Here is a 17162-nt window from a genome sequence, read left to right as displayed (position 1 = left end):
GATGCGGGCGGCGGAGCTGGGTAGCGGAAGCGGATGCGACTGACCTGCACCAGCGACGTATGGCATAAGAACGCCGTCGTCTACTGCCTGGACGTCGAGACGTTCAAGGACGGCAACGGCGACGGCGTGGGCGACTTCCGTGGCCTGACCCAGCAGATCGACTACCTGGCGGGGCTCGGCGTGACCTGCCTGTGGCTCATGCCGTTCTTCCCGACCCCCAACCAGGACGACGGCTACGACATCACCGATTTCTACACCGTCGATCCCCGCCTGGGCACGCTGGGCGACTTCGTGGAGTTCATGCGCACGGCGCACGACCGCGGCCTGCGCGTCATCGCGGACCTGGTGGTCAACCACACCTCGGACCGGCATCCGTGGTTCGTGGAGTCGCGGTCGAGCCGGGACTCGCCGCTGCGCGACTGGTACGTCTGGAACGACGTCCCGGAGCCCGACGTCCCGGAGCAGATCGTCTTCCCCGACAAGGAGAGCAGCGTCTGGGAGTACGACGAGGGCACCGGCCAGTACTACCTGCACAGCTTCTACCGGCACCAGCCCGACCTCAACGTGAGCAACCCGCAGGTCAGGGACGAGATCGCGCGCATTCTCGGGTTCTGGATGGAGCTGGGGCTGTCGGGTTTCCGGGTGGACGCGGTGCCGTTCCTCATCGAGAACGTCGACCCGCAGCTCGCGAACCCGCACGAGTTCCTGGCGGACCTGCGGGCGTTCATGACCCGGCGCATGGGCGGGTCGATCCTGCTCGGCGAGGTGAACCTGCACTACGAGGAGCTGATGTCGTACTTCGGCGACGGCCTGGGCGACCAGCTCACCATGTGCTTCGACTTCGTCGGCATGCAGCGGGCGTGGCTGTCGCTGGCACGCGGCGACGCGCGGCCGCTGGCCGAGGCGCTGCGCGCGCGTCCCGAGCCGCCCAAGGACTGCCAGTGGGCGATGTTCCTGCGCAACCACGACGAGCTGACGCTGGACAAGCTCACCGACGGCGAGCGGCAGGAGGTCTTCGCGGCGTTCGGGCCCGAGGAGGACATGCAGATCTTCGGGCGTGGCCTGCGCCGCCGGTTGCCGCCGATGATGGGCGGCGACGAGCGGCGCGTGAAGATGGCCTACAGCCTGCTGTTCTCACTTCCCAGCACCCCGGTGATCTTCTACGGCGAGGAGATCGGCATGGGGGAGGACCTCGGGGCGGAGGGCAGGATGGCGGTCCGCACGCCCATGCAGTGGTCGCCGGACGGCGGTTTCGGCCGGGCCGAGCCGGTACGCGCGATGCCCAAGGGCGACTTCGGCCCCGAGCACGTCAACGTGGCGGCGCAGAAGCGGGACGGCGGCTCGTTACTGCGCTGGATCCAGCTCCTCATCGAGCGCTACCGGGAGTGTCCCGAGCTGGCATGGGGCGAGTACACGGTGCTGGACGGCGGCCCGGACGCCGTGCTCGCGCACCGCTGCGACGCCGACGGTGCCACGGTGGTGGTCGCGCACAACCTGTCGGACGCGCCGCAGGACGTGGAGCTGCGGCTGGCCGGCCTCGAGGGCTGCCGGCTGACGGACCTGCTGGTGGACGGGGCGGTGGAGGTGCCGGACGACGGCGTGGTGCGGCTGACGCTCGACGCGTACGGGTGCCGCTGGCTGCGCGCGTCGGAGCCGGCGGTCGCGCCGGAAGACGCCTCGGTCAAGTCGCGCTGACGCCTTGGCCGCAGGGGCACGTCGCGGGCACGCCCTCGCCGCGGGGCCGGGCGCTCATAGGCTTCACGTCGCGGGCACGCCCTCGCCGCGGGGCCAGGCGGTCATGGGCGTCACGTCGCGGTGACGGTCTCTGCCGAGGGCCAGGCGGCCATGGCGCGATCGGCGATGGCGAGCAGCTCCTCGCGGGTGGCGCCGTCGCGGGCCTGGGTGGACATGCCCTGGATGATCGCGGCGTAGAAGGTGGCGAGCCCGGCGGTGTCGGTGCCGGGCGGCAGCCGGCCCGCGCTGACGTCGCCGTCGATGCGCTGCTTGATCGCCGCCTTCGTCGCCTCCCTGAACCCGCGCAGCAGCTCGGTCACCTCGGCCGACTCGCAGTTGACGGCGGCACTGATGATCATGCAGCCGTGCGGGTGGTCGGGACGGGAGTACTCGTCGGCGGCCTCGCGCAGCATCCGCTCGACGGCCTCGCGGCCGGTGGGCTCCTCGGCCAGGGCGCGGGCGGTGAAGGCGCCGTAGGTCCGCTGGTAGCGCTGGACGGCCTCCTCGAACAGGCCGCGCTTGTCGCCGAACGCGGCGTACAGGCTGGGCGGGTTGATGCCCATCGCGGCCGTCAGCGTGGCGACCGAGGTGGCCTCGTAGCCGTGCCGCCAGAACTCCCGCAACGCGCTCTCCAGCGCCTCGTCCCTGTCGAACCCCCGCCGTCTGGCCATACGGCCATTCTATAGCGATCGCTATGTTATGTTCTGTAGCGATCGCTAAAGATAGGAGTGTTCGAGATGCCGCAGATCTCTCACGAGACAGGAACCGTCCACTACCGCAAGGAGGGCGGCGGGCCCGGCCTGGTGCTGGTGCACGGCGCGGGTGGCGACGCGGAGACCAACTGGGCCCACCTGATGCCCGGCTTCGCCGACATCCGCACGGTCATCGCCCCCGACTACGCCGGCAGCGGCCGGACCGAGGGCCCCGGCGGCGACCTCACGCTCGACCTGCTCGCCGACCAGGTCGCCGCGACCTTCGACGGGCCTTCGGACCTGGTCGGGTTCTCGCTGGGCTCGGCGGTCGCGGTCACCATCGCGGCCCGGCGGCCCGAGCTGGTCAGGCGGCTGGTGCTGATCGCGGGCTGGACCCACCTCGCCGACTCCCGGCTCGAGCTGGGCCTGCGTACGTGGGCGCGGCTGGCGGACACCGACCCCGAGAGCTTCGCCGCGTACGGGCCGCTGGTGGCCTTCAGCCCCGGCTTCGTCAGCGCGGTCGGCGCCAAGTCCCTGATGGCGGGGGAGGCGCCGCCCGGCACCGTGCGCCAGATCGACCTGGCCCTGCGCGTGGACGTCAGGGACCTGCTGCCGAAGATCGCCGTGCCCACCCTGGTCATCGGCGCGACCAAGGACTACCTGATCCCGGTCGAGCACCACCGGGCGCTGCACGCGGCCATCCCCGGCAGCGCGTACGCCGAGATCGACAGCGGCCACGTGGTGCTGCACGAGCACCCGGACGAGGTCACCCGGCTGATCAGGAATTTCGTCACCGATGAGACCAACGGGTGATTCATCCCAGTTAGCCTCGCCAACCATGCAGACCACACGACTCGCCATCGCCGGGACCGCCGCGCTCAGCGCGCTGGTCCTGGCGGCACCTCCCGCGCAGGCCGCCAAACCGGCCAAGACGGTCACGGTCACGGTCATGGGCACGTCCGACATCCACAGCAACGCGCTCAACTGGGACTACTACAAGGACGCCGCCTACGCCGACAGCCAGGGCAACTCCATCGGCCTCGCGAAGGTGTCCTCGCTCGTCAACAAGATCAGGGCCGAGCGGGGAGCGGATCACACGCTGCTGTTCGACTCCGGTGACACCATCCAGGGCACGCCGCTGGCGTACTACTACGCCAAGATCGAGCCGATCACCACGACCGGTCAGATCCACCCCATGGCCAAGGCCATGAACGCCATCGGCTACGACGCCGTGACCCTGGGCAACCACGAGTTCAACTACGGTCTGCCGCTGCTCGCCACCTGGATCGAGCAGATGAAGGCGCCCGTGCTCGGCGCGAACGCGGTGCACGCCAAGACCGGGCTGCCGGCGTACAAGCCGTTCGTCATCAAGACCATGAAGGTCAAGGGCGAGAAGCCGATCAAGGTCGGCGTGCTCGGGCTCACCAACCCCGGCGTGGCCATCTGGGACAAGGCGAACGTCGAGGGCAAGCTCCGCTTCACCGACCTCGTCGAGTCGGCGAAGAAGTGGGTGCCGGTCATCCGCGGCCACGGCGCGGACGTCGTCGTGGTGACCGCGCACGCGGGCGACGACGGCATGTCCTCCTACGGCGACGAGCTGCCGATCGAGAACGCCTCGGCGATGGTGGCCGAGCAGGTGCCGGGCATCGACGCCGTGCTGTTCGGGCACGCGCACAACGAGGTGCCCGAGAAGTTCGTGACCAACAAGGTCACCGGGCAGCAGGTGCTGCTGAGCGAGCCGAGCAAGTGGGGCCAGCGCCTGTCGGTGCTGGACTTCCAGCTCACCAAGAAGCGCGGCAAGTGGGTGGTCACCGGCAAGTCGGCCACCACGCTCAACACCAACACGGTCCCCGAGGACCCGAAGATCGTCGAGCTGCTGAAGCCGCAGCACGAGGCCACGGTCGGCTACGTCAACAAGCCCGTCGCCAAGTCGGCGCAGGAGCTGTCGGCGGCCGAGTCGCCCTACAAGGACACCCCGATCCTCGACTACATCCAGCACGTGCAGGTCGAGACCGTCAAGCAGGCGCTGCCCGGCAACACGCTGCCGGTGCTGTCGATCGCCGCGCCGTTCAGCCGCAGCGCCGTCTTCCCCGCGGGTGACGTCCGCGTCAGGGACGTGGCCGGCCTGTACGTCTACGACAACACGCTCATGGCCGTGAAGCTGACCGGCGCGCAGATCAAGGAGTACCTGGAGTACTCGGCCAAGTACTTCAACCAGCTCGCGCCCGGCGAGCCGGTGGACGTCTCCAAGCTCACCAACGCGGGCGGCACCCCCGACTACAACTACGACCAGCTCTCCGGCGTCTCGTACGACATCGACGTCGCCAAGCCGGCCGGGCAGCGCATCGCGAACCTGACCTACGACGGCCAGCCGGTCGCCGACGACCAGGAGTTCGTGGTCGCGATCAACAACTACCGCCAGTCGGGCGGCGGCGGGTTCCCGCACGTCACCGGGGCCGAGGTGGTCTACAACGCGCAGGTCGAGATCCGGCAGGCGCTCATCGAGTACGCCACCGAGCAGGGCACCATCGACCCGGCCGACTTCGCCGTCGCCAACTGGAAGCTCACCAGGGACGGCGAGCCGCTGTTCTAGTCACAGGTAGGAGGGCCCGCTGACCCGGTGCCGGAACGTCCACCACACCCACGCCTGTGCCGCCACCAGGAACGGCAGCAGGGTGAGGACGACCGGCACCAGCAGCGGCCCCGACGTGCCGGGCTCCAGCGGCAGCCGGATCCCGGCCAGCACCCCCACCACCAGCAGCGCCACCGAGGTCAGCGCGTACGTGCGCCACTCGCCCGCGCCGCCCGACGGCGGCCCCGACGGCAGGGCCGCCCGCGCCCGCAGCGCGCCTTGCAGCCGCAGTGCCGCGAACGCGAGCCCGTGGACGGCGAACAGCGCGGCCAGCACCAGCGCGCCGAGCAGCGCCACCGGCCCCCCGAAGCCGAGCAGCGCGCCGGACAGGATCACGCCCAGGCTCAGCGCCAGCCCCCAGCTCCCGGCCACGATCGCGCCGTCCCAGAACGTCTGCCAGCGCGTCCCCGGCACACGTCCGCGCAGCCACAGCCCCGCGTCGCGCACCACCCACGACAGCAGCAGCGTGACCACCATCGTGAAGTTGCCGTGCAGCAGCTCCCCCTCCAGCCGGGGGAACAGCCCGGCCAGCACCCCGGCCGTGGCCACCAGCCACACCTCGTTGCCGAGGAAGAACGGCGCGATCGCGGCGATCACCTCACGCCGCTCGCCCGGCGTCCTGCCCAGGTACGGCAGCGCCATCCCCACCCCGATGTCGGCCCCGGCCAGCACGAGGTAACCGAGCGCGAAGAAGGCCAGTACGAAGATCTCCATCTGCGGGCTCCCAGAGGCTTGTCAGAACGAAGGGACGGGGACAGGCGCCTCGATCGGCCGGTCGCCCAGCGCCACCGCGCCGAGCCCGCGCCGCGCGTACCGGGCGAGCAGCCAGGTGTTGACCGCGATCAGCGCCGCGAAGACGGTGGTGAAGGCCAGCAGGGAGAGCGTCGCCTGTGCCTTCGTGACCGGCGACATGGCCTCCGACGTGCGCAGCAGCCCGTACACCACCCAGGGCTGGCGGCCCATCTCGCGGAACACCCAGCCGCCCAGCGTGGCCACGAACGGAACCGGGATCATCAGCGTCAGCACCCAGTGCCACGGCCGGAACCGGTACACGGCGGGCTTGGCGAACATGAGCAGGAAGCTCGGCACGCCCACCATCATCATCAGCAGCCAGAGCATGATCATCACGATGCCGCCGGTCCGCACCCAGCCCACGTCGGGCAGGTAGTCGCCGGGCCCGAACCTGGCGGCGAACTCCGCCTGCACCTCGGCCAGCTTGCTCGCCGAGCCGGACCAGGCGGCCGCCTTCGCGGGCTGCAGGGTCCCGAACGAGATACCGCCGAACGCCGCGTTCAGGAAGGTCGTCGGCAGCGCCACGCCGACGCCGATGCGCAGCGACTTGCGGAACACCTCGTGTTCGGGCGTACGGCGGCGCAGATGGTACGCGCTCACCCCCGCCATGAAGAAGCCGCCCACGATCAGCCCGCCGACCAGCACGTGCCAGAACGCCGCCTGCGCCGCCGGGTTCGCCACCATCGCGCCGAAGTCGGTCAGCCGCAGCCGCCCGTTCTCCACCACGTGGCCCACCGGGTTCTGCAGGAAGCCGTTGGCCACCAGGATCCAGAACGCCGACGCGTACGCGGTGAGCGTCACCACCCAGATGAGCGCCAGGTGCGCCCACCGGTTCAGCTTGTTCCAGCCGAAGATCCACAGCCCCAGGAACGTCGACTCGACGAAGAACGCCACCAGCGTCTCGATCGCCAGCGCCGAGCCGAACACGTCACCCGCGTAGTTCGTCAGCCCGCTCCACGACAGCCCGAGCTGGAACTCCATCACCAGGCCGGTGACGATGCCCATCGCGTAGTTGATGATGTAGAGCTGGCCCCAGAACCGCGTCATCCGCAGGTGCACGTCGTTCCGTGAGAGCGTCGCCGCCGTCTGGACGACCGCCAGCAGCGTCGCCAGGCCGAGCGTCAGCGCCACGAACAGGAAGTGTGCGCCCGCAGTAAGCGCGAACTGCAAGCGGGCGAGGTCAACGGTGTCCATGCTGACGAGCTTGCGTGCACGGTTTCGCCTGCCGCGTCAGCCTCGGGCGGTCACCCGGCGTACTTCCCGGGATGACAGCCGCCCGCCGGCGTACTCCTCAGGGAGTAAGCCAGCCCGGGGTGATCATGCCGGCCTCGTACGCGATGACCACGAGCTGCGCCCTGTCCCGCACGCCGAGCTTGGTCATGATGCGGCTGACGTGCGTCTTCGCCGTGGCGGGGCTGAGCACGAGCCGGGTCGCGATCTCGTCGTTGGACAGGCCGCCGGCCACCAGCGTCATGACCTCGCGCTCGCGTTCGGTGAGCGCGTTGAGCTCAGGGCCCGGCTCCGGGCGCTTGACCCGGCCGGCGAACTCGGCGATCAGGCGCCGCGTGATCGACGGCGCGATGAGCGCGTCGCCCCTCGCCACCACCCGGACGGCGTGGATCAGCTCGGCGGGCTCGGTGTCCTTGACCAGGAAGCCGCTCGCGCCCGCGCGCAGCGCCCCGTAGACGTAGTCGTCCAGGTCGAACGTGGTCAGGATGATCACCTTGACGTCGCCGAGCGCCGGGTCGCCCGCGATGCGGCGGGTTGCCTCAAGGCCGTCGAGCTCGGGCATGCGGATGTCCATGAGCACCACGTCGGGGCGGTGCTCGCGGGCTCCGGCGATCGCCGCCTCGCCGGTGGCGGCCTCGGCCACCACCTCGATGTCGTCTTCGTCGCTGAGTATGGACCTGAACCCGGCGCGGACCAGGGTCTGGTCGTCGGCGAGCAGTACGCGGATCATCGGCTCTCGTTCATGGGTGGGGCTTACGGGTGGATCGTGGGTTCACCGGCAGGGCGGGTCATGAGGCGGCGGGGTGGCCGATGGGTTCTTTCATGAGCTCGCCGGAGGACTCAGGGGGAGGCGGGCGGTGACGCGGAAGCCGCCCTCGGGGCGGGGACCGGCCTCGAGCGAGCCGCCGAGGGCGATGGCGCGCTCGCGCATGCCCTGGATGCCGTAGCCGCTGCCCTCCTCGTACATGCTGCCCGGACCATCATCTTCCACGCAAATGATGATATTTCCGGACGTGTTGCTGATGGTGAGCGTCGCCTGGTCGGTGCCCGCGTGGCGGGACACGTTCGTCAGCGCCTCCCTGATGATGCGGACGGCGGCCAGATCGACCTCGGCGGGCAGCGCGTCCAGCGGGCCCGACGTCTCCGTACGGACCTGCAGCCCCGACGCCGCCACCAGCTCGTCCAGCCGCGCGAGCCCGGCGGCGGGACCGGTCGGCGCATCCTCGTCCACCTGGCGCAGCACGCCCAGCGTGCTGCGCAGCTCGCGCAGCGTCTCCTTGCTCGTCTCCTTGATCGTGCGCAGCGCCGCCTCGGCGTCCTCCGGCCGCTTCTTCAGGCCGTGCAGCGCCGCCGCGGCCTGAACGTTGATCATGGAGATGTTGTGGCCGATCACGTCGTGCAGCTCTCTGGCGATGCGCAGCCGCTCCTCGCCGGCCCGCCGCCTGGCCTCCTCCTCCTTCGTACGCAGCGCGTCGAGCGCGTGCCGGCGTGCCTCCTCCAGGTACGCGCGCCGGTTGCGGGTGACGCCGCCGAACGCGATCGCGGCCAGCACCCAGCCCGCGATCATCACGAACAAGCTGTCGTCCACGTGCCGGACGCCGCCGGCCTCGCCGCACCCCATGGCGAGCAGTGACGCGCCGCCCGTCGTCACGGCGGCGGCCAGATGCCCCTGGTCGGCGGCGGTGTAGAGGGCGACGAAGACCAGCACGACGAGCGGCCCGTCGAGCCCCGCGAACGGGTAGTAGACGGCGGCGCAGACCGACACCACGATCAGCGCCGCGACCGGGTGCCGCCGCCGCGCCAGCAGCGCGCCGCAGGCGATGAGCGGCAGCACGAAGTCGAGCGCGTTGAGCCGGGCGGGGCGCAGCGCGTAGGTGATGACGAGGCCGGCGAGCACGGCGGCGCAGGTCGCGAGCGACACGATCGTGCTGGTGGAGGGCCTCGGCATGGCTACCATTGTGGACGTTGCGCTCGACATCCGGTAATCGGACGGCCGCTGCTGGGTAGTGCCCGTTCATGAGCATCAAGGACGAACTGGAGCAGGTCGAGGCGGATCTGGCCCGGCTACGCGCCGAGAACCAGGAGATCCGCGACCAGATCCGGGACATCGGCGCGACCGATCAGGTGGAGATCGCGTCGATGATCAGCCAGGCGGACGAGCAGGCCGAGCTGATCTCCGAGCTGGAACGCCGCCGCGACGGGCTGCTGCAGCGGCTGAAGCAGGAGGAGGGCGCGCGCTGACCACGCCCTCCATCCCGCGTACGGCCTGAGCCGACCGCCGCGCCTTGGGCGGTACGCCTCAGCCGACCGCCGCGCCATGGGTGGTAGGCGTCAGCCGACGGCCGCGCCTTGGGCGGGAGGCCGCCGCAGCACCGCGCCCACCTCGTGCAGGTGCCCGAGGGCCTGCCCGTACGACGCGAACAGCCCGGTCTGCAGGTACGGGACGCCGATCTCGGCGCAGTACCGCTCGACGATGGGCTGCGCCTTGCGCAGGTTGGGCGCCGGCATGTTGGGGAACAGGTGGTGCTCGATCTGGTAGTTGAGCTGGCCGAGCGCGATGTCGATGAACAGCCCGCCGCGCACGTTCCGTGACGTCAGCACCTGCTTGCGGAGGAAGTCCAGCTTGTCCTCCTTGGTGAGCATGGGCATGCCCTTGTGGTTGGGCGCGAACGTGGAGCCCAGGTAGAGCCCGAACACCCCCTGGTGGACGAGCAGGAAGAGCACCGCCTTGCCGGGGGAGAGCACGGCGAAGACCGCACCGACGTAGATGACAAAGTGCACGATGAGCAGGGCGAGTTCCAGCTTGCGGCGCTTGGCGGCGGGGTTCATCAGCGCTCTGAAGCTGGCGACGTGCAGGTGCCAGGCTTCGAGGGTGAGCAGCGGGAAGAACCAGAAAGCCTGATATTTCGCGATAAAACGAGGCAATCCCGAGCTGTGCGCCACCTGATCCCGCGACCACACGATCACCGCGGGGGAGACATCCGGGTCGTGGTCCTCGTGGTTGGGGTTGGCGTGGTGGCGGTTGTGCTTGGTGTTCCACCAGCCCCAGCCGAGGCCGATGCAGAGGTTGCCGACGATCAGCCCGGCGATGTCGCTCGGGCGGCGGGTTCTGAAGACCTGGCGGTGGCCGAGGTCGTGCGCGATGAAGCCGAACTGCCCGAAGACCACGGCCAGCGCGGCGGCGACGAGGAGTTGCAGCCAGGAGTCGCCCAGCCAGGCGAACAGCGCCCAGCAACCGGCGTAGACGACGGCGGCGATGCTCATCCGCACGGCGTAGTAGACGGGACGCCGGTCCAGCAGGCCGGCCTCCGCGATGCGTTGGGCGAGTCGGGCGTAGTCACTGCCTCGCGTGTCGATCGTGCCGGTATTGGCCACAGGTCTCCTTACCTCTTACCTCGCGGTGGGATCTGCCCTAACCATGGCGCATCCCGCAGCAAACTGAAAGGACGCCACGTACTCCATGATCAGGTCATCGTGTGACGTCCGCTGTCATCTCCGGCACCGGTCCGGCAGGACGCTGACAGCGATCCGGCAGCGGGCTCGGGCACCGTCACGGGCATGACGCACGTACTGATCGTCGGCTCCGGGCCGGCCGGACTGACCCTCGCCATCGAACTCGCCCGCAGGGGCGTGGACCTGCGCATCGTCGAACGCTCGCCGCGACCGCCCGGCGGCGTGCGCGGCAAGGGCCTGCAACCCCGCACACTTGAGGTCTTCGACGACCTCGGCGTGATCGACGAGATCCTCGCCACCGGCGCCGTCTACCCCGGGCTGCGCAGCTACATCGGGGACGAGGTGGTGTGGGAAGGCCGGATGGACGAGCTGCGCGAGCCCTCGCCCGGCGTGCCCTACCCCAACGTGATCATGCAGCCGCAGTGGCGCACCGAGCGCATCCTGCGCGACCGGCTCGCCGAGCTGGGACACCGCGTGGAGTACGGGGCCGAGGTGACCGGCGTCGAGCAGGACGCAGAAGGCGTGACCGCCACCCTCGCCACCGGCGAGCGCGTGCGCAGCGCCTACCTGGTGGGGGCCGACGGCGGGCGCAGCACCGTACGCAAGGCGGCCGGCATCGGGTTCACCGGCGTGACCCACGAGAGCGAGCGCATGCTGCTGGCCGACGTCAAGGCCCGTGGCGTCGACCGCGAGCACTGGCACCTGTGGGGGTCGCTGCAGAGCCGGTCACTGCACTTCTCGCTGTGCCCGCTGCCCGGCACCGACATCTTCCAGCTCGTGGCGCCCTACCCCGGCCACGACGACCTGGCCGCGCTCGTCGCCGAGCACGCGCCCCACGTACGGATCGAGGAGATCGTGTGGCGCTCGGAGTACCGGGTCAACATCCGGCTCGCCGAGCGGTTCAGGGCCGGCCGGATCTTCCTCGCCGGCGACGCCGCCCACGTGCACACGCCGGCGGGCGGTCAAGGGCTCAACACCGGCGTGCAGGACGCGTACAACCTGGGGTGGAAGCTGGCCATCGGGTCGGAGGCGCTGCTGGAGACGTACGAGGACGAGCGCAAGGCGGTCGCCGAGCACGTGCTCGGCCTGAGCACCCGGCTCTACCGCGAGGGCGACCACAGGCGCGGCGACGACACCAACCAGCTCGACCTCGCCTACCTCGGCAGCGCGCTGTCGGTGGGCGAGCGCGGGGGCGAGCGGCTCGGGGCTTACTTCGCCGAGCAGCGCGGCACCGGCTTCCTGCTACTCGCCGACCGGGCTCCCGGCTTTGCGTCCACCGCGGAGATCGTGCTGCCGCCGCTCGACGGGCAGCGCGGCGTCATCCTCGTCAGGCCCGACGGCTACATCGGCTATCACGGGGACGAGAGCGGGCTGAGCGCGTACCTCTCGGGGTTCGGGATCGCCGCGCCCCTGTCCAGCGCGGCCCGGTAGGCGGCGGCGCCGAGCGCCTGCTCGCAGCGGGCGGCCAGGGCGTTGACGTGGGGATCGGCCGACTCGGTGATGCCGCGCAGCGCCCGCGCCGCCCCCAGCAGCTCGGCCGCGAGCCCCGGCGGCACGTGCTCGGCCACCCCCTCGAGCACGGCGGCCCTGATCGTACGGTCGGAGCAGCCCTCCATCAGGTGGAGCGCCTGGCGCAGCGGCTCCTCGGGGTCGGGGCAGACGCGGGCGTACTCGACCGCCATCAGCGCCCGGAACTGCGCGGACTCCTGGACGCCGAGCGCCCGCGCCCGCTCGAGCAGCTCGCGGGCCGTCTCCCGGTCGCCGGTCCTGCGGGCCAGCTCGGCGCGGGCGTGCAGCACCCGCGCCACCACGGCGTCGTCCTTCGAGCGCACGGCGGCCGCCCACGCGCGTTCCAGCGCCCGCGCCGCACCCGCGTGGTCGCCCGCGCGCGCCTTGAGCTGCCCGAGCCGGATCAGGAACGTCATCGGGCCGAGCGGCGTCTCCAGCATCGCCAGCTCGGCCGCCGGCCGCTCAGGCTCCTCGGTCAGCGCGACCGCCGCCGCGAAGTCGCCGCGGTTCTCCGCCGCCAGCGACAGGAAGTAGTACGTGGCCCACTGGCCCCACCGGTCGCCGGTCCGCCTGAACCCGGCCAGTGCCGGCTCCAGCAGGTCCTCCGCGCCCGTCACCGCGCCGTACTCGAACCGCACCGCCCCCGCGAGCAGCATCGCCGCCGACCGGGTCCACAGGTCGGGGTGGGTGCGCAGCCGGGCCAGGCCCTTCTCGGCCAGCTCCACCACCTCGCCGCGCGGGCCGTTCGCGCCGCCCACGGCCCACGCGGCCAGCGCCGCGGGGTGGTCGGACTCGCGTACGACGTCGCTCACCGGGCCGCCCGTCATCGCCACGCACAACCCGTGCTCCAGCTCCCTGCCGGGCGGCGGCACGTCGCCGACCCTGGCCAGCACCGCGCGAGCCTGCTCGACCAGCTCGCGATGCCGGCCGCGGACGATCCACGGCCAGAAGCGCAACGCGATCAGCCCCAGCGGGTCGTCGGTGTGGCGCAGCGCCGCGTCCAGGTTGCCGCGCTCGGCGTCCAGCACCGCCAGCCACTCAAGCTGCTCGCCCGTCCGCAGGTACGCGTCCGCCGTCGTGGCCAGCTCCGTGTAGTAGCGGGCGTGGGCGCGGCGCAGCTCGGGCAGGTCGGCGGCGGCGTACTGCCTGATCGTCTCCAGCATCGTGTAGCGGTCGCCCTGGAGCGCGATGAGCGACTTGTCCACCAGTGAGGAGAGCAGGTCCAGGTCGCCGCCGCAGACCGCCGCGATCGCCTCGTACGTGGCGCCGCCCGCGAACACCGTCAGCCCGCGCAGCAGCTCACGCTCCGGCTCCGACAGCAGGTTCCAGCTCCAGTCGATGACCGCGCGCAGCGTGCGGTGCCGGGGCTCCGACGTGCGGCCGCCGCGGAACGCCAGCCGGTCGCCGAGCTGCCGCATCAGCACCGGCACCGGCATCGTCCGCAGGCGGGCGGCGGCCAGCTCGATCGCCAGCGGGATGCCGTCGAGCTCGCGGCAGATCCGCTCCGCGTCCTTCGCCGTCACCGTAGCGTCCGGCCTGGCCGCCGCCGCCCGGTCCAGGAACAGCTCCACCGCCGGGCCCGGCGGCAGTGGCCGTACGTGGTGCAGGCTCTCGCCGGGGACGTCCAGCGGCTCCCTGCTGGTGGCGAGTATGCGCAGTCCGGTCGCCTCCGACAGCAGCCACTGGGCGACCCTGGCGGCGTCGTCGATGACGTGCTCGCAGTTGTCCAGTATGAGCAGCGCCGGTCCTGGGGCGGCGCGCAGCGTCGCCACGGGGTCGGCCGTCCTGAGCACCTGCTCGACGGCCGCCCGCACATCACCGGCCGCCGCCAGCTCCACCATCCAGACCCGCTCGGGCACGAACGACGACGCTCTTTCCCCCGCACCGGACTCCGCGCGGCCGCTGCTCACCGAGGCGGCCTGCTGGAGAGGCGGAGTCATCCGGGCGGCGGGGGAGACGGAAGGACCGATCATCGCCGAGGCGGTCTCGATGGCGAGGCGGGTCTTGCCCGCGCCACCCGGGCCGACGAGCGTGACCAGGCGGGCGGTGCCGAGCAGCCGGCCGACCCTGGCGATGTCCTCCGACCGCCCCACGAACCTCGTCAGCCGGGCCGGCAGATTGCTCCCGGGCGGCTCTGGGCCACGGCCGGGCGACGGCTCCTGGTCCTGGAGCGCCGCCAGGTGCGCCTCGCGCAGCTCCGGCCCCGGGTCCACGCCGAGCTCCTCGGCCAGCGCGTTCCTGATCCGTTCGAACGCCGCCAGCGCCTCGGCCCGCCGCCCCACCGCCGTCAGCGCCCGGACGAGCAGCGCGTGGAACGGCTCACGCAGCGGATGCGCCGCCACCAGCTCCTCCAGCTCGGCCACCAGCTCCTCAGGCCCGGGAGCGACAGGCGGGGCCGCGGCGGGGCCGGTGGCGACGGGCGGCGAGGAGGTCGAGCGGGCGGCACTCGAAGAGACGGTGCGGGATGCGGCGAGGTCGAGGTCGGCGGCGATGCGGGCGGCCAGGGCCGTCAGGCGCAGCTCCTCAAGCCGGGCGGCCGGACCCGTGGCGAAGGGCAGTGCGGCCGCGTCGGCGAGGGGCGCGCCCCGCCAGAGCGCCAGCGCCCGCCGTACGTCGCCCTGCCGGACGAGCCGTTCGAACGCCCACGCGTCCACCTCGTCGGGCGCCACGTCGAGCAGGTAACCGGCGGGATGCGAGGCGATGAGCCCCGGCGCCTCCCTGCGGGCCCTGGACACCAGCGACTGCAGCGCCGCCGGCGGATGCGCGGGCGGGTCGCCGGGCCACAGGTCGTCGATGAGCCGCTCGGCGGTGACCACCCGGCCGGGGTCGAGCGCGAGCCGGACCAGCAGCGCGCGTACGCGGGCGCCGCCGACCTCGCTGCCCGCCACCCGCAGCGGCCCCAGTATCCCGACCCGCATCGCCCCTCCACGCCCGCGTGCCGCAGTCCACAGTACGCATCGAGCCGCATCACGGGCAGCGGACCACCATCCCGGCTACGACAGATTGCCGCCGAACCCGAACAGCAGCATCGGCGCCCCCTTGGCCACCTTCCCCTCCTCCAGCAGCTTCGACAGCGCGAGCGGCACGCTGGCGGCCGAGGTGTTGCCCGACTCCACGACGTCCTTGGCGACGACGGCGTTGACCGCGCCGAGCCGGGCGGCGACGGGTTTGATGATGCGCAGGTTCGCCTGGTGCAGCACGACCGCCGCCAGCTCCTCGGGACGGACGCCGCCGCGCTCACATGCCTGCCTGGCGATCTCGGGCAGCCGGGTGGTGGCCCACCGGTAGACGGTCTGACCGTCCTGGGAGAAGCGGATGGGGGTGCCCTCGATGCGTACGGCGGTGCCGAGCTCGGGCGCGGACCCCACACGACGGGCCCGATCTCCGGCTCATCGGCCGCCTCGACGACGGCCGCGCCGGCCCCGTCGCCGGTCAGCACGCAGGTGGTGCGGTCGGTCCAGTCGGTCACGGCGGTCATCATGTCGGCGCCGACGACCAGGGCGCGGGGGGCGGCGCCCGCCCTGATGGCGTGGTCGGCCTGGGCGAGCGCGCCCGCCAAGCCTTCACCGCCTGCCTCGGCACCCCGAACGGCAAGACGGCAGGAGCCACCCCCTGACCGGTCAGGGGCGTGTGGAGGCCGGCGCGCCGCATCTTGATCGCGCGAGGCGGGTCTCGGGGACTCGGGGGAGAGGCGCGCCGGCCGGAAACGGCCGCCCCCTGCTGAGCCGGGGTGAGCATGCCGGGACCCGCGCTCCGGTCGGGCGGGGCGCGTCGCTCAGGCGGGCAGCGCGACGGCGATCGACGGCACGCTGGGTGGCGCCACCGGCGCGGTCAGTGCCGGTATCTCGTCACGCGTCGGCGGTGGCGAGGCGGTCGAACAGGGCCAGGGCGGCCTCGCGGACTTCGGCCGGGGTCACCCCGTCGAGGGTCTTTCTCGCCGAGTCGATGTCGCGCGTCGTGGCCAGGGTGATGGCCACGGACGTGGCGGCGGCGCGGTCGATCGATCCCGTCGGGGCGGCGTCTGCGAGTTCCTGGGCGCTGGCGGCGAGGTCGAGGTTGTCTCTCAACGGATCTCCTCGGGTGAAAACGGCTCGGCCCATTGCATCACTTGAGGTCGTGCCGCATCCACCATTCGGTGAATTCCCGGCACCGCCCGTCGGGTGCGAACCGGATCACCCATAGATTGCTGAACGTTTTGTCCGGATATGTCGTGACTCCCTGGATAATGCTCACGTCATCGGTGACGCAAACCGGATGCCACTGGAAGTCCGTCTCGCCCGGCTTGTCCTGGCGGGCCAGCCACTGCGAGATGATCTCCTCGCGCCCCTGCCAGGGCCTGCTGTACGGCTCCGGGTAGTACACCGCGCCCTCGGTGAACAGGGCGGCGATGTCGTCAGGGTCGTTGGAGTTCCAGGCTCGGACGTACCCCTCGATCCAGGGACGCGGGTCGATCATGCGGTCATCCTCTCAGCGGGTCGTGCCCCACCGTCATCAGCTCCCTTCTGGACTCGTCGTCCGTACGGTCGCCGACGGTCTCGACAAGCTCCACCACCCGGCGCATCACGTCGAGGTCGGTGCCGGTGAGGTCGCCCTTGCGCTTGGCCAGGACATGCAGCACGCCCCGGCCCAGCTCGTCGATGCCCAGGTCGGGGTCGGCGGGGGAGCCTTCCTCGCCGGATGCGTCGGCGAGCAGGAAGACGCGCAGCTCCTCGGAGTTCATGTTGACGGTCCGGTGGAACTGCTCCCACAGCATGTCGGTGTCGAAGGCATCGGTCATACGGGGCCGCCTACCCGGCCGACCTGGCCTTACGCGCCTTCTGCCGCCGCCCGCGACCCTGCGCGAAACCGCCTGCGCCCCTGCGCGCATCGCCTGCGTCTCTGCGCGAACCGTCCGCGTCCCTTCGCGCACCGACTGCGACCCTGCGCGGAACGCCTGCGACCCTGCGCGAAAGGTTACGATTAGCTCCCTTTCAGGTCACGTTCGGGTACAGAGGTACTCAGCAGGTCTCTCGCGCACTCGTTCTGTACGGAGCCGTCTCCGCGCGGGGGACGCGGAGGCGGCCCTGAAGGAAACGCCGCGAAGGAGGGGACGGCACGTGCCGCGAGAGCGGGGAGAGGCG

Annotated in this window: 16 protein-coding genes and 1 pseudogene; 5 read left to right on the top strand and 12 right to left on the bottom strand. The window is 71.5% G+C overall.

What is annotated here, in order from left to right; translation table 11 throughout:
* The first annotated feature begins 33 nt into the window (after nucleotides 1-33).
* On the top strand, nucleotides 34-1695 hold the full coding sequence (locus AB0K67_RS33700; protein ID WP_364068198.1) for an alpha-amylase family protein: 1662 nt from the start codon (nucleotides 34-36) through the stop codon (nucleotides 1693-1695).
* 110 nt (nucleotides 1696-1805) lie between these two features.
* Here the strand turns inward: AB0K67_RS33700 and AB0K67_RS33695 are convergent, their stop codons facing one another.
* Nucleotides 1806-2405, bottom strand: a complete 600-nt coding sequence (locus AB0K67_RS33695) for a TetR/AcrR family transcriptional regulator (protein ID WP_364068196.1) — start codon at nucleotides 2403-2405, stop codon at nucleotides 1806-1808.
* Nucleotides 2406-2471: 66 nt separating this feature from the next.
* Here AB0K67_RS33695 and AB0K67_RS33690 point away from each other — a divergent pair, with 66 nt between their 5' ends.
* Together AB0K67_RS33690 and AB0K67_RS33685 are read left to right on the top strand one after the other, a co-directional pair.
* The gene (locus tag AB0K67_RS33690) at nucleotides 2472-3239 is read left to right on the top strand and encodes an alpha/beta fold hydrolase (RefSeq protein ID WP_364068194.1); all 768 of its coding nucleotides are present in this window, start codon (nucleotides 2472-2474) and stop codon (nucleotides 3237-3239) included.
* A 25-nt stretch (nucleotides 3240-3264) separates the two neighbouring features.
* The gene (locus tag AB0K67_RS33685) at nucleotides 3265-5019 is read left to right on the top strand and encodes a 5'-nucleotidase C-terminal domain-containing protein (RefSeq protein ID WP_364068192.1); all 1755 of its coding nucleotides are present in this window, start codon (nucleotides 3265-3267) and stop codon (nucleotides 5017-5019) included.
* Here AB0K67_RS33685 and AB0K67_RS33680 read toward each other — a convergent pair whose 3' ends face one another.
* The 4 genes from AB0K67_RS33680 to AB0K67_RS33665 form a co-directional block, all read right to left on the bottom strand.
* On the bottom strand, nucleotides 5020-5772 hold the full coding sequence (locus AB0K67_RS33680; RefSeq protein WP_364068190.1) for a cytochrome d ubiquinol oxidase subunit II: 753 nt from the start codon (nucleotides 5770-5772) through the stop codon (nucleotides 5020-5022).
* Nucleotides 5773-5793: 21 nt separating this feature from the next.
* The gene (locus AB0K67_RS33675; protein ID WP_364068188.1) at nucleotides 5794-7044 is read right to left on the bottom strand and encodes a cytochrome ubiquinol oxidase subunit I; all 1251 of its coding nucleotides are present in this window, start codon (nucleotides 7042-7044) and stop codon (nucleotides 5794-5796) included.
* 97 nt (nucleotides 7045-7141) lie between these two features.
* Nucleotides 7142-7810 (bottom strand): response regulator transcription factor, encoded by a 669-nt coding sequence (locus AB0K67_RS33670; protein WP_364068186.1) that lies wholly within the window; start codon nucleotides 7808-7810, stop codon nucleotides 7142-7144.
* Between the two features lie 90 nt (nucleotides 7811-7900).
* Nucleotides 7901-9028: a sensor histidine kinase gene (locus AB0K67_RS33665; protein WP_364068184.1), complete on the bottom strand. Its 1128-nt coding sequence runs from the start codon at nucleotides 9026-9028 to the stop codon at nucleotides 7901-7903.
* A gap of 68 nt (nucleotides 9029-9096) precedes the next feature.
* Between AB0K67_RS33665 and AB0K67_RS33660 the strand changes: the two genes are divergently transcribed.
* Nucleotides 9097-9321 carry a hypothetical protein gene (locus AB0K67_RS33660; RefSeq protein ID WP_364068182.1) on the top strand — a complete coding sequence of 75 codons (225 nt, stop codon included), beginning with the start codon at nucleotides 9097-9099 and terminating at the stop codon, nucleotides 9319-9321.
* A 90-nt stretch (nucleotides 9322-9411) separates the two neighbouring features.
* On the opposite strand, the gene AB0K67_RS33655 is transcribed toward AB0K67_RS33660, so the two are convergent.
* A complete protein-coding gene (locus AB0K67_RS33655; protein ID WP_364068386.1) occupies nucleotides 9412-10377 on the bottom strand; it encodes an acyl-CoA desaturase in 966 nt (321 codons plus the stop codon).
* Between the two features lie 261 nt (nucleotides 10378-10638).
* On the opposite strand from AB0K67_RS33655, the gene AB0K67_RS33650 reads away from it, so the two are divergent.
* Nucleotides 10639-11964: an FAD-dependent monooxygenase gene (locus AB0K67_RS33650; protein ID WP_364068179.1), complete on the top strand. Its 1326-nt coding sequence runs from the start codon at nucleotides 10639-10641 to the stop codon at nucleotides 11962-11964.
* Here AB0K67_RS33650 and AB0K67_RS33645 read toward each other — a convergent pair.
* The 6 genes and pseudogenes from AB0K67_RS33645 to AB0K67_RS33620 form a co-directional block, all read right to left on the bottom strand.
* A complete protein-coding gene (locus tag AB0K67_RS33645) occupies nucleotides 11886-14960 on the bottom strand; it encodes a BTAD domain-containing putative transcriptional regulator (protein WP_364068177.1) in 3075 nt (1024 codons plus the stop codon). The two genes, AB0K67_RS33650 and AB0K67_RS33645, sit on opposite strands and share 79 nt — an antisense overlap.
* Nucleotides 14961-15035: 75 nt before the next feature.
* On the bottom strand, nucleotides 15036-15410 hold the full coding sequence (locus AB0K67_RS33640; protein WP_364068175.1) for a 3-oxoacyl-[acyl-carrier-protein] synthase III C-terminal domain-containing protein: 375 nt from the start codon (nucleotides 15408-15410) through the stop codon (nucleotides 15036-15038).
* Nucleotides 15411-15469: 59 nt separating this feature from the next.
* Nucleotides 15470-15601, bottom strand: a pseudogene (locus tag AB0K67_RS33635) (3-oxoacyl-ACP synthase); the annotation flags it as partial.
* 289 nt (nucleotides 15602-15890) lie between these two features.
* Nucleotides 15891-16109, bottom strand: coding sequence for a hypothetical protein (locus AB0K67_RS33630; protein WP_364068173.1), 219 nt, complete (start codon nucleotides 16107-16109; stop codon nucleotides 15891-15893).
* A gap of 37 nt (nucleotides 16110-16146) precedes the next feature.
* Entirely contained in the window at nucleotides 16147-16497 is a 351-nt protein-coding gene (locus AB0K67_RS33625; RefSeq protein WP_364068171.1) for a nuclear transport factor 2 family protein, read from the bottom strand.
* A gap of 4 nt (nucleotides 16498-16501) precedes the next feature.
* Nucleotides 16502-16819, bottom strand: coding sequence for a DUF3140 domain-containing protein (locus tag AB0K67_RS33620; RefSeq protein WP_364068169.1), 318 nt, complete (start codon nucleotides 16817-16819; stop codon nucleotides 16502-16504).
* Nucleotides 16820-17162 lie beyond the last annotated feature (343 nt).

Origin of the sequence: Nonomuraea sp. NPDC052634 (assembly GCF_040678535.1) — a bacterium.
In the GTDB taxonomy this organism is placed as follows: domain Bacteria; phylum Actinomycetota; class Actinomycetes; order Streptosporangiales; family Streptosporangiaceae; genus Nonomuraea; species Nonomuraea fastidiosa.
Note: the sequence above shows the minus strand (reverse complement) of the source record. Positions and strands in the feature narration are given on the sequence as shown.

Excerpts from the sequence above, each read along its gene's own strand:
- AB0K67_RS33700 (WP_364068198.1), top strand. The coding sequence starts at position 34 with ATGCGACTGACCTGCACCAGCGACGTATGGCATAAGAACGCCGTCGTC.
- AB0K67_RS33695 (WP_364068196.1), bottom strand. The coding sequence starts at position 2,405 with ATGGCCAGACGGCGGGGGTTCGACAGGGACGAGGCGCTGGAGAGCGCG.
- AB0K67_RS33690 (WP_364068194.1), top strand. The coding sequence starts at position 2,472 with ATGCCGCAGATCTCTCACGAGACAGGAACCGTCCACTACCGCAAGGAG.
- AB0K67_RS33685 (WP_364068192.1), top strand. The coding sequence starts at position 3,265 with ATGCAGACCACACGACTCGCCATCGCCGGGACCGCCGCGCTCAGCGCG.
- AB0K67_RS33680 (WP_364068190.1), bottom strand. The coding sequence starts at position 5,772 with ATGGAGATCTTCGTACTGGCCTTCTTCGCGCTCGGTTACCTCGTGCTG.
- AB0K67_RS33675 (WP_364068188.1), bottom strand. The coding sequence starts at position 7,044 with ATGGACACCGTTGACCTCGCCCGCTTGCAGTTCGCGCTTACTGCGGGC.
- AB0K67_RS33670 (WP_364068186.1), bottom strand. The coding sequence starts at position 7,810 with ATGATCCGCGTACTGCTCGCCGACGACCAGACCCTGGTCCGCGCCGGG.
- AB0K67_RS33665 (WP_364068184.1), bottom strand. The coding sequence starts at position 9,028 with ATGCCGAGGCCCTCCACCAGCACGATCGTGTCGCTCGCGACCTGCGCC.
- AB0K67_RS33660 (WP_364068182.1), top strand. The coding sequence starts at position 9,097 with ATGAGCATCAAGGACGAACTGGAGCAGGTCGAGGCGGATCTGGCCCGG.
- AB0K67_RS33650 (WP_364068179.1), top strand. The coding sequence starts at position 10,639 with ATGACGCACGTACTGATCGTCGGCTCCGGGCCGGCCGGACTGACCCTC.
- AB0K67_RS33645 (WP_364068177.1), bottom strand. The coding sequence starts at position 14,960 with ATGCGGGTCGGGATACTGGGGCCGCTGCGGGTGGCGGGCAGCGAGGTC.
- AB0K67_RS33625 (WP_364068171.1), bottom strand. The coding sequence starts at position 16,497 with ATGATCGACCCGCGTCCCTGGATCGAGGGGTACGTCCGAGCCTGGAAC.
- AB0K67_RS33620 (WP_364068169.1), bottom strand. The coding sequence starts at position 16,819 with ATGACCGATGCCTTCGACACCGACATGCTGTGGGAGCAGTTCCACCGG.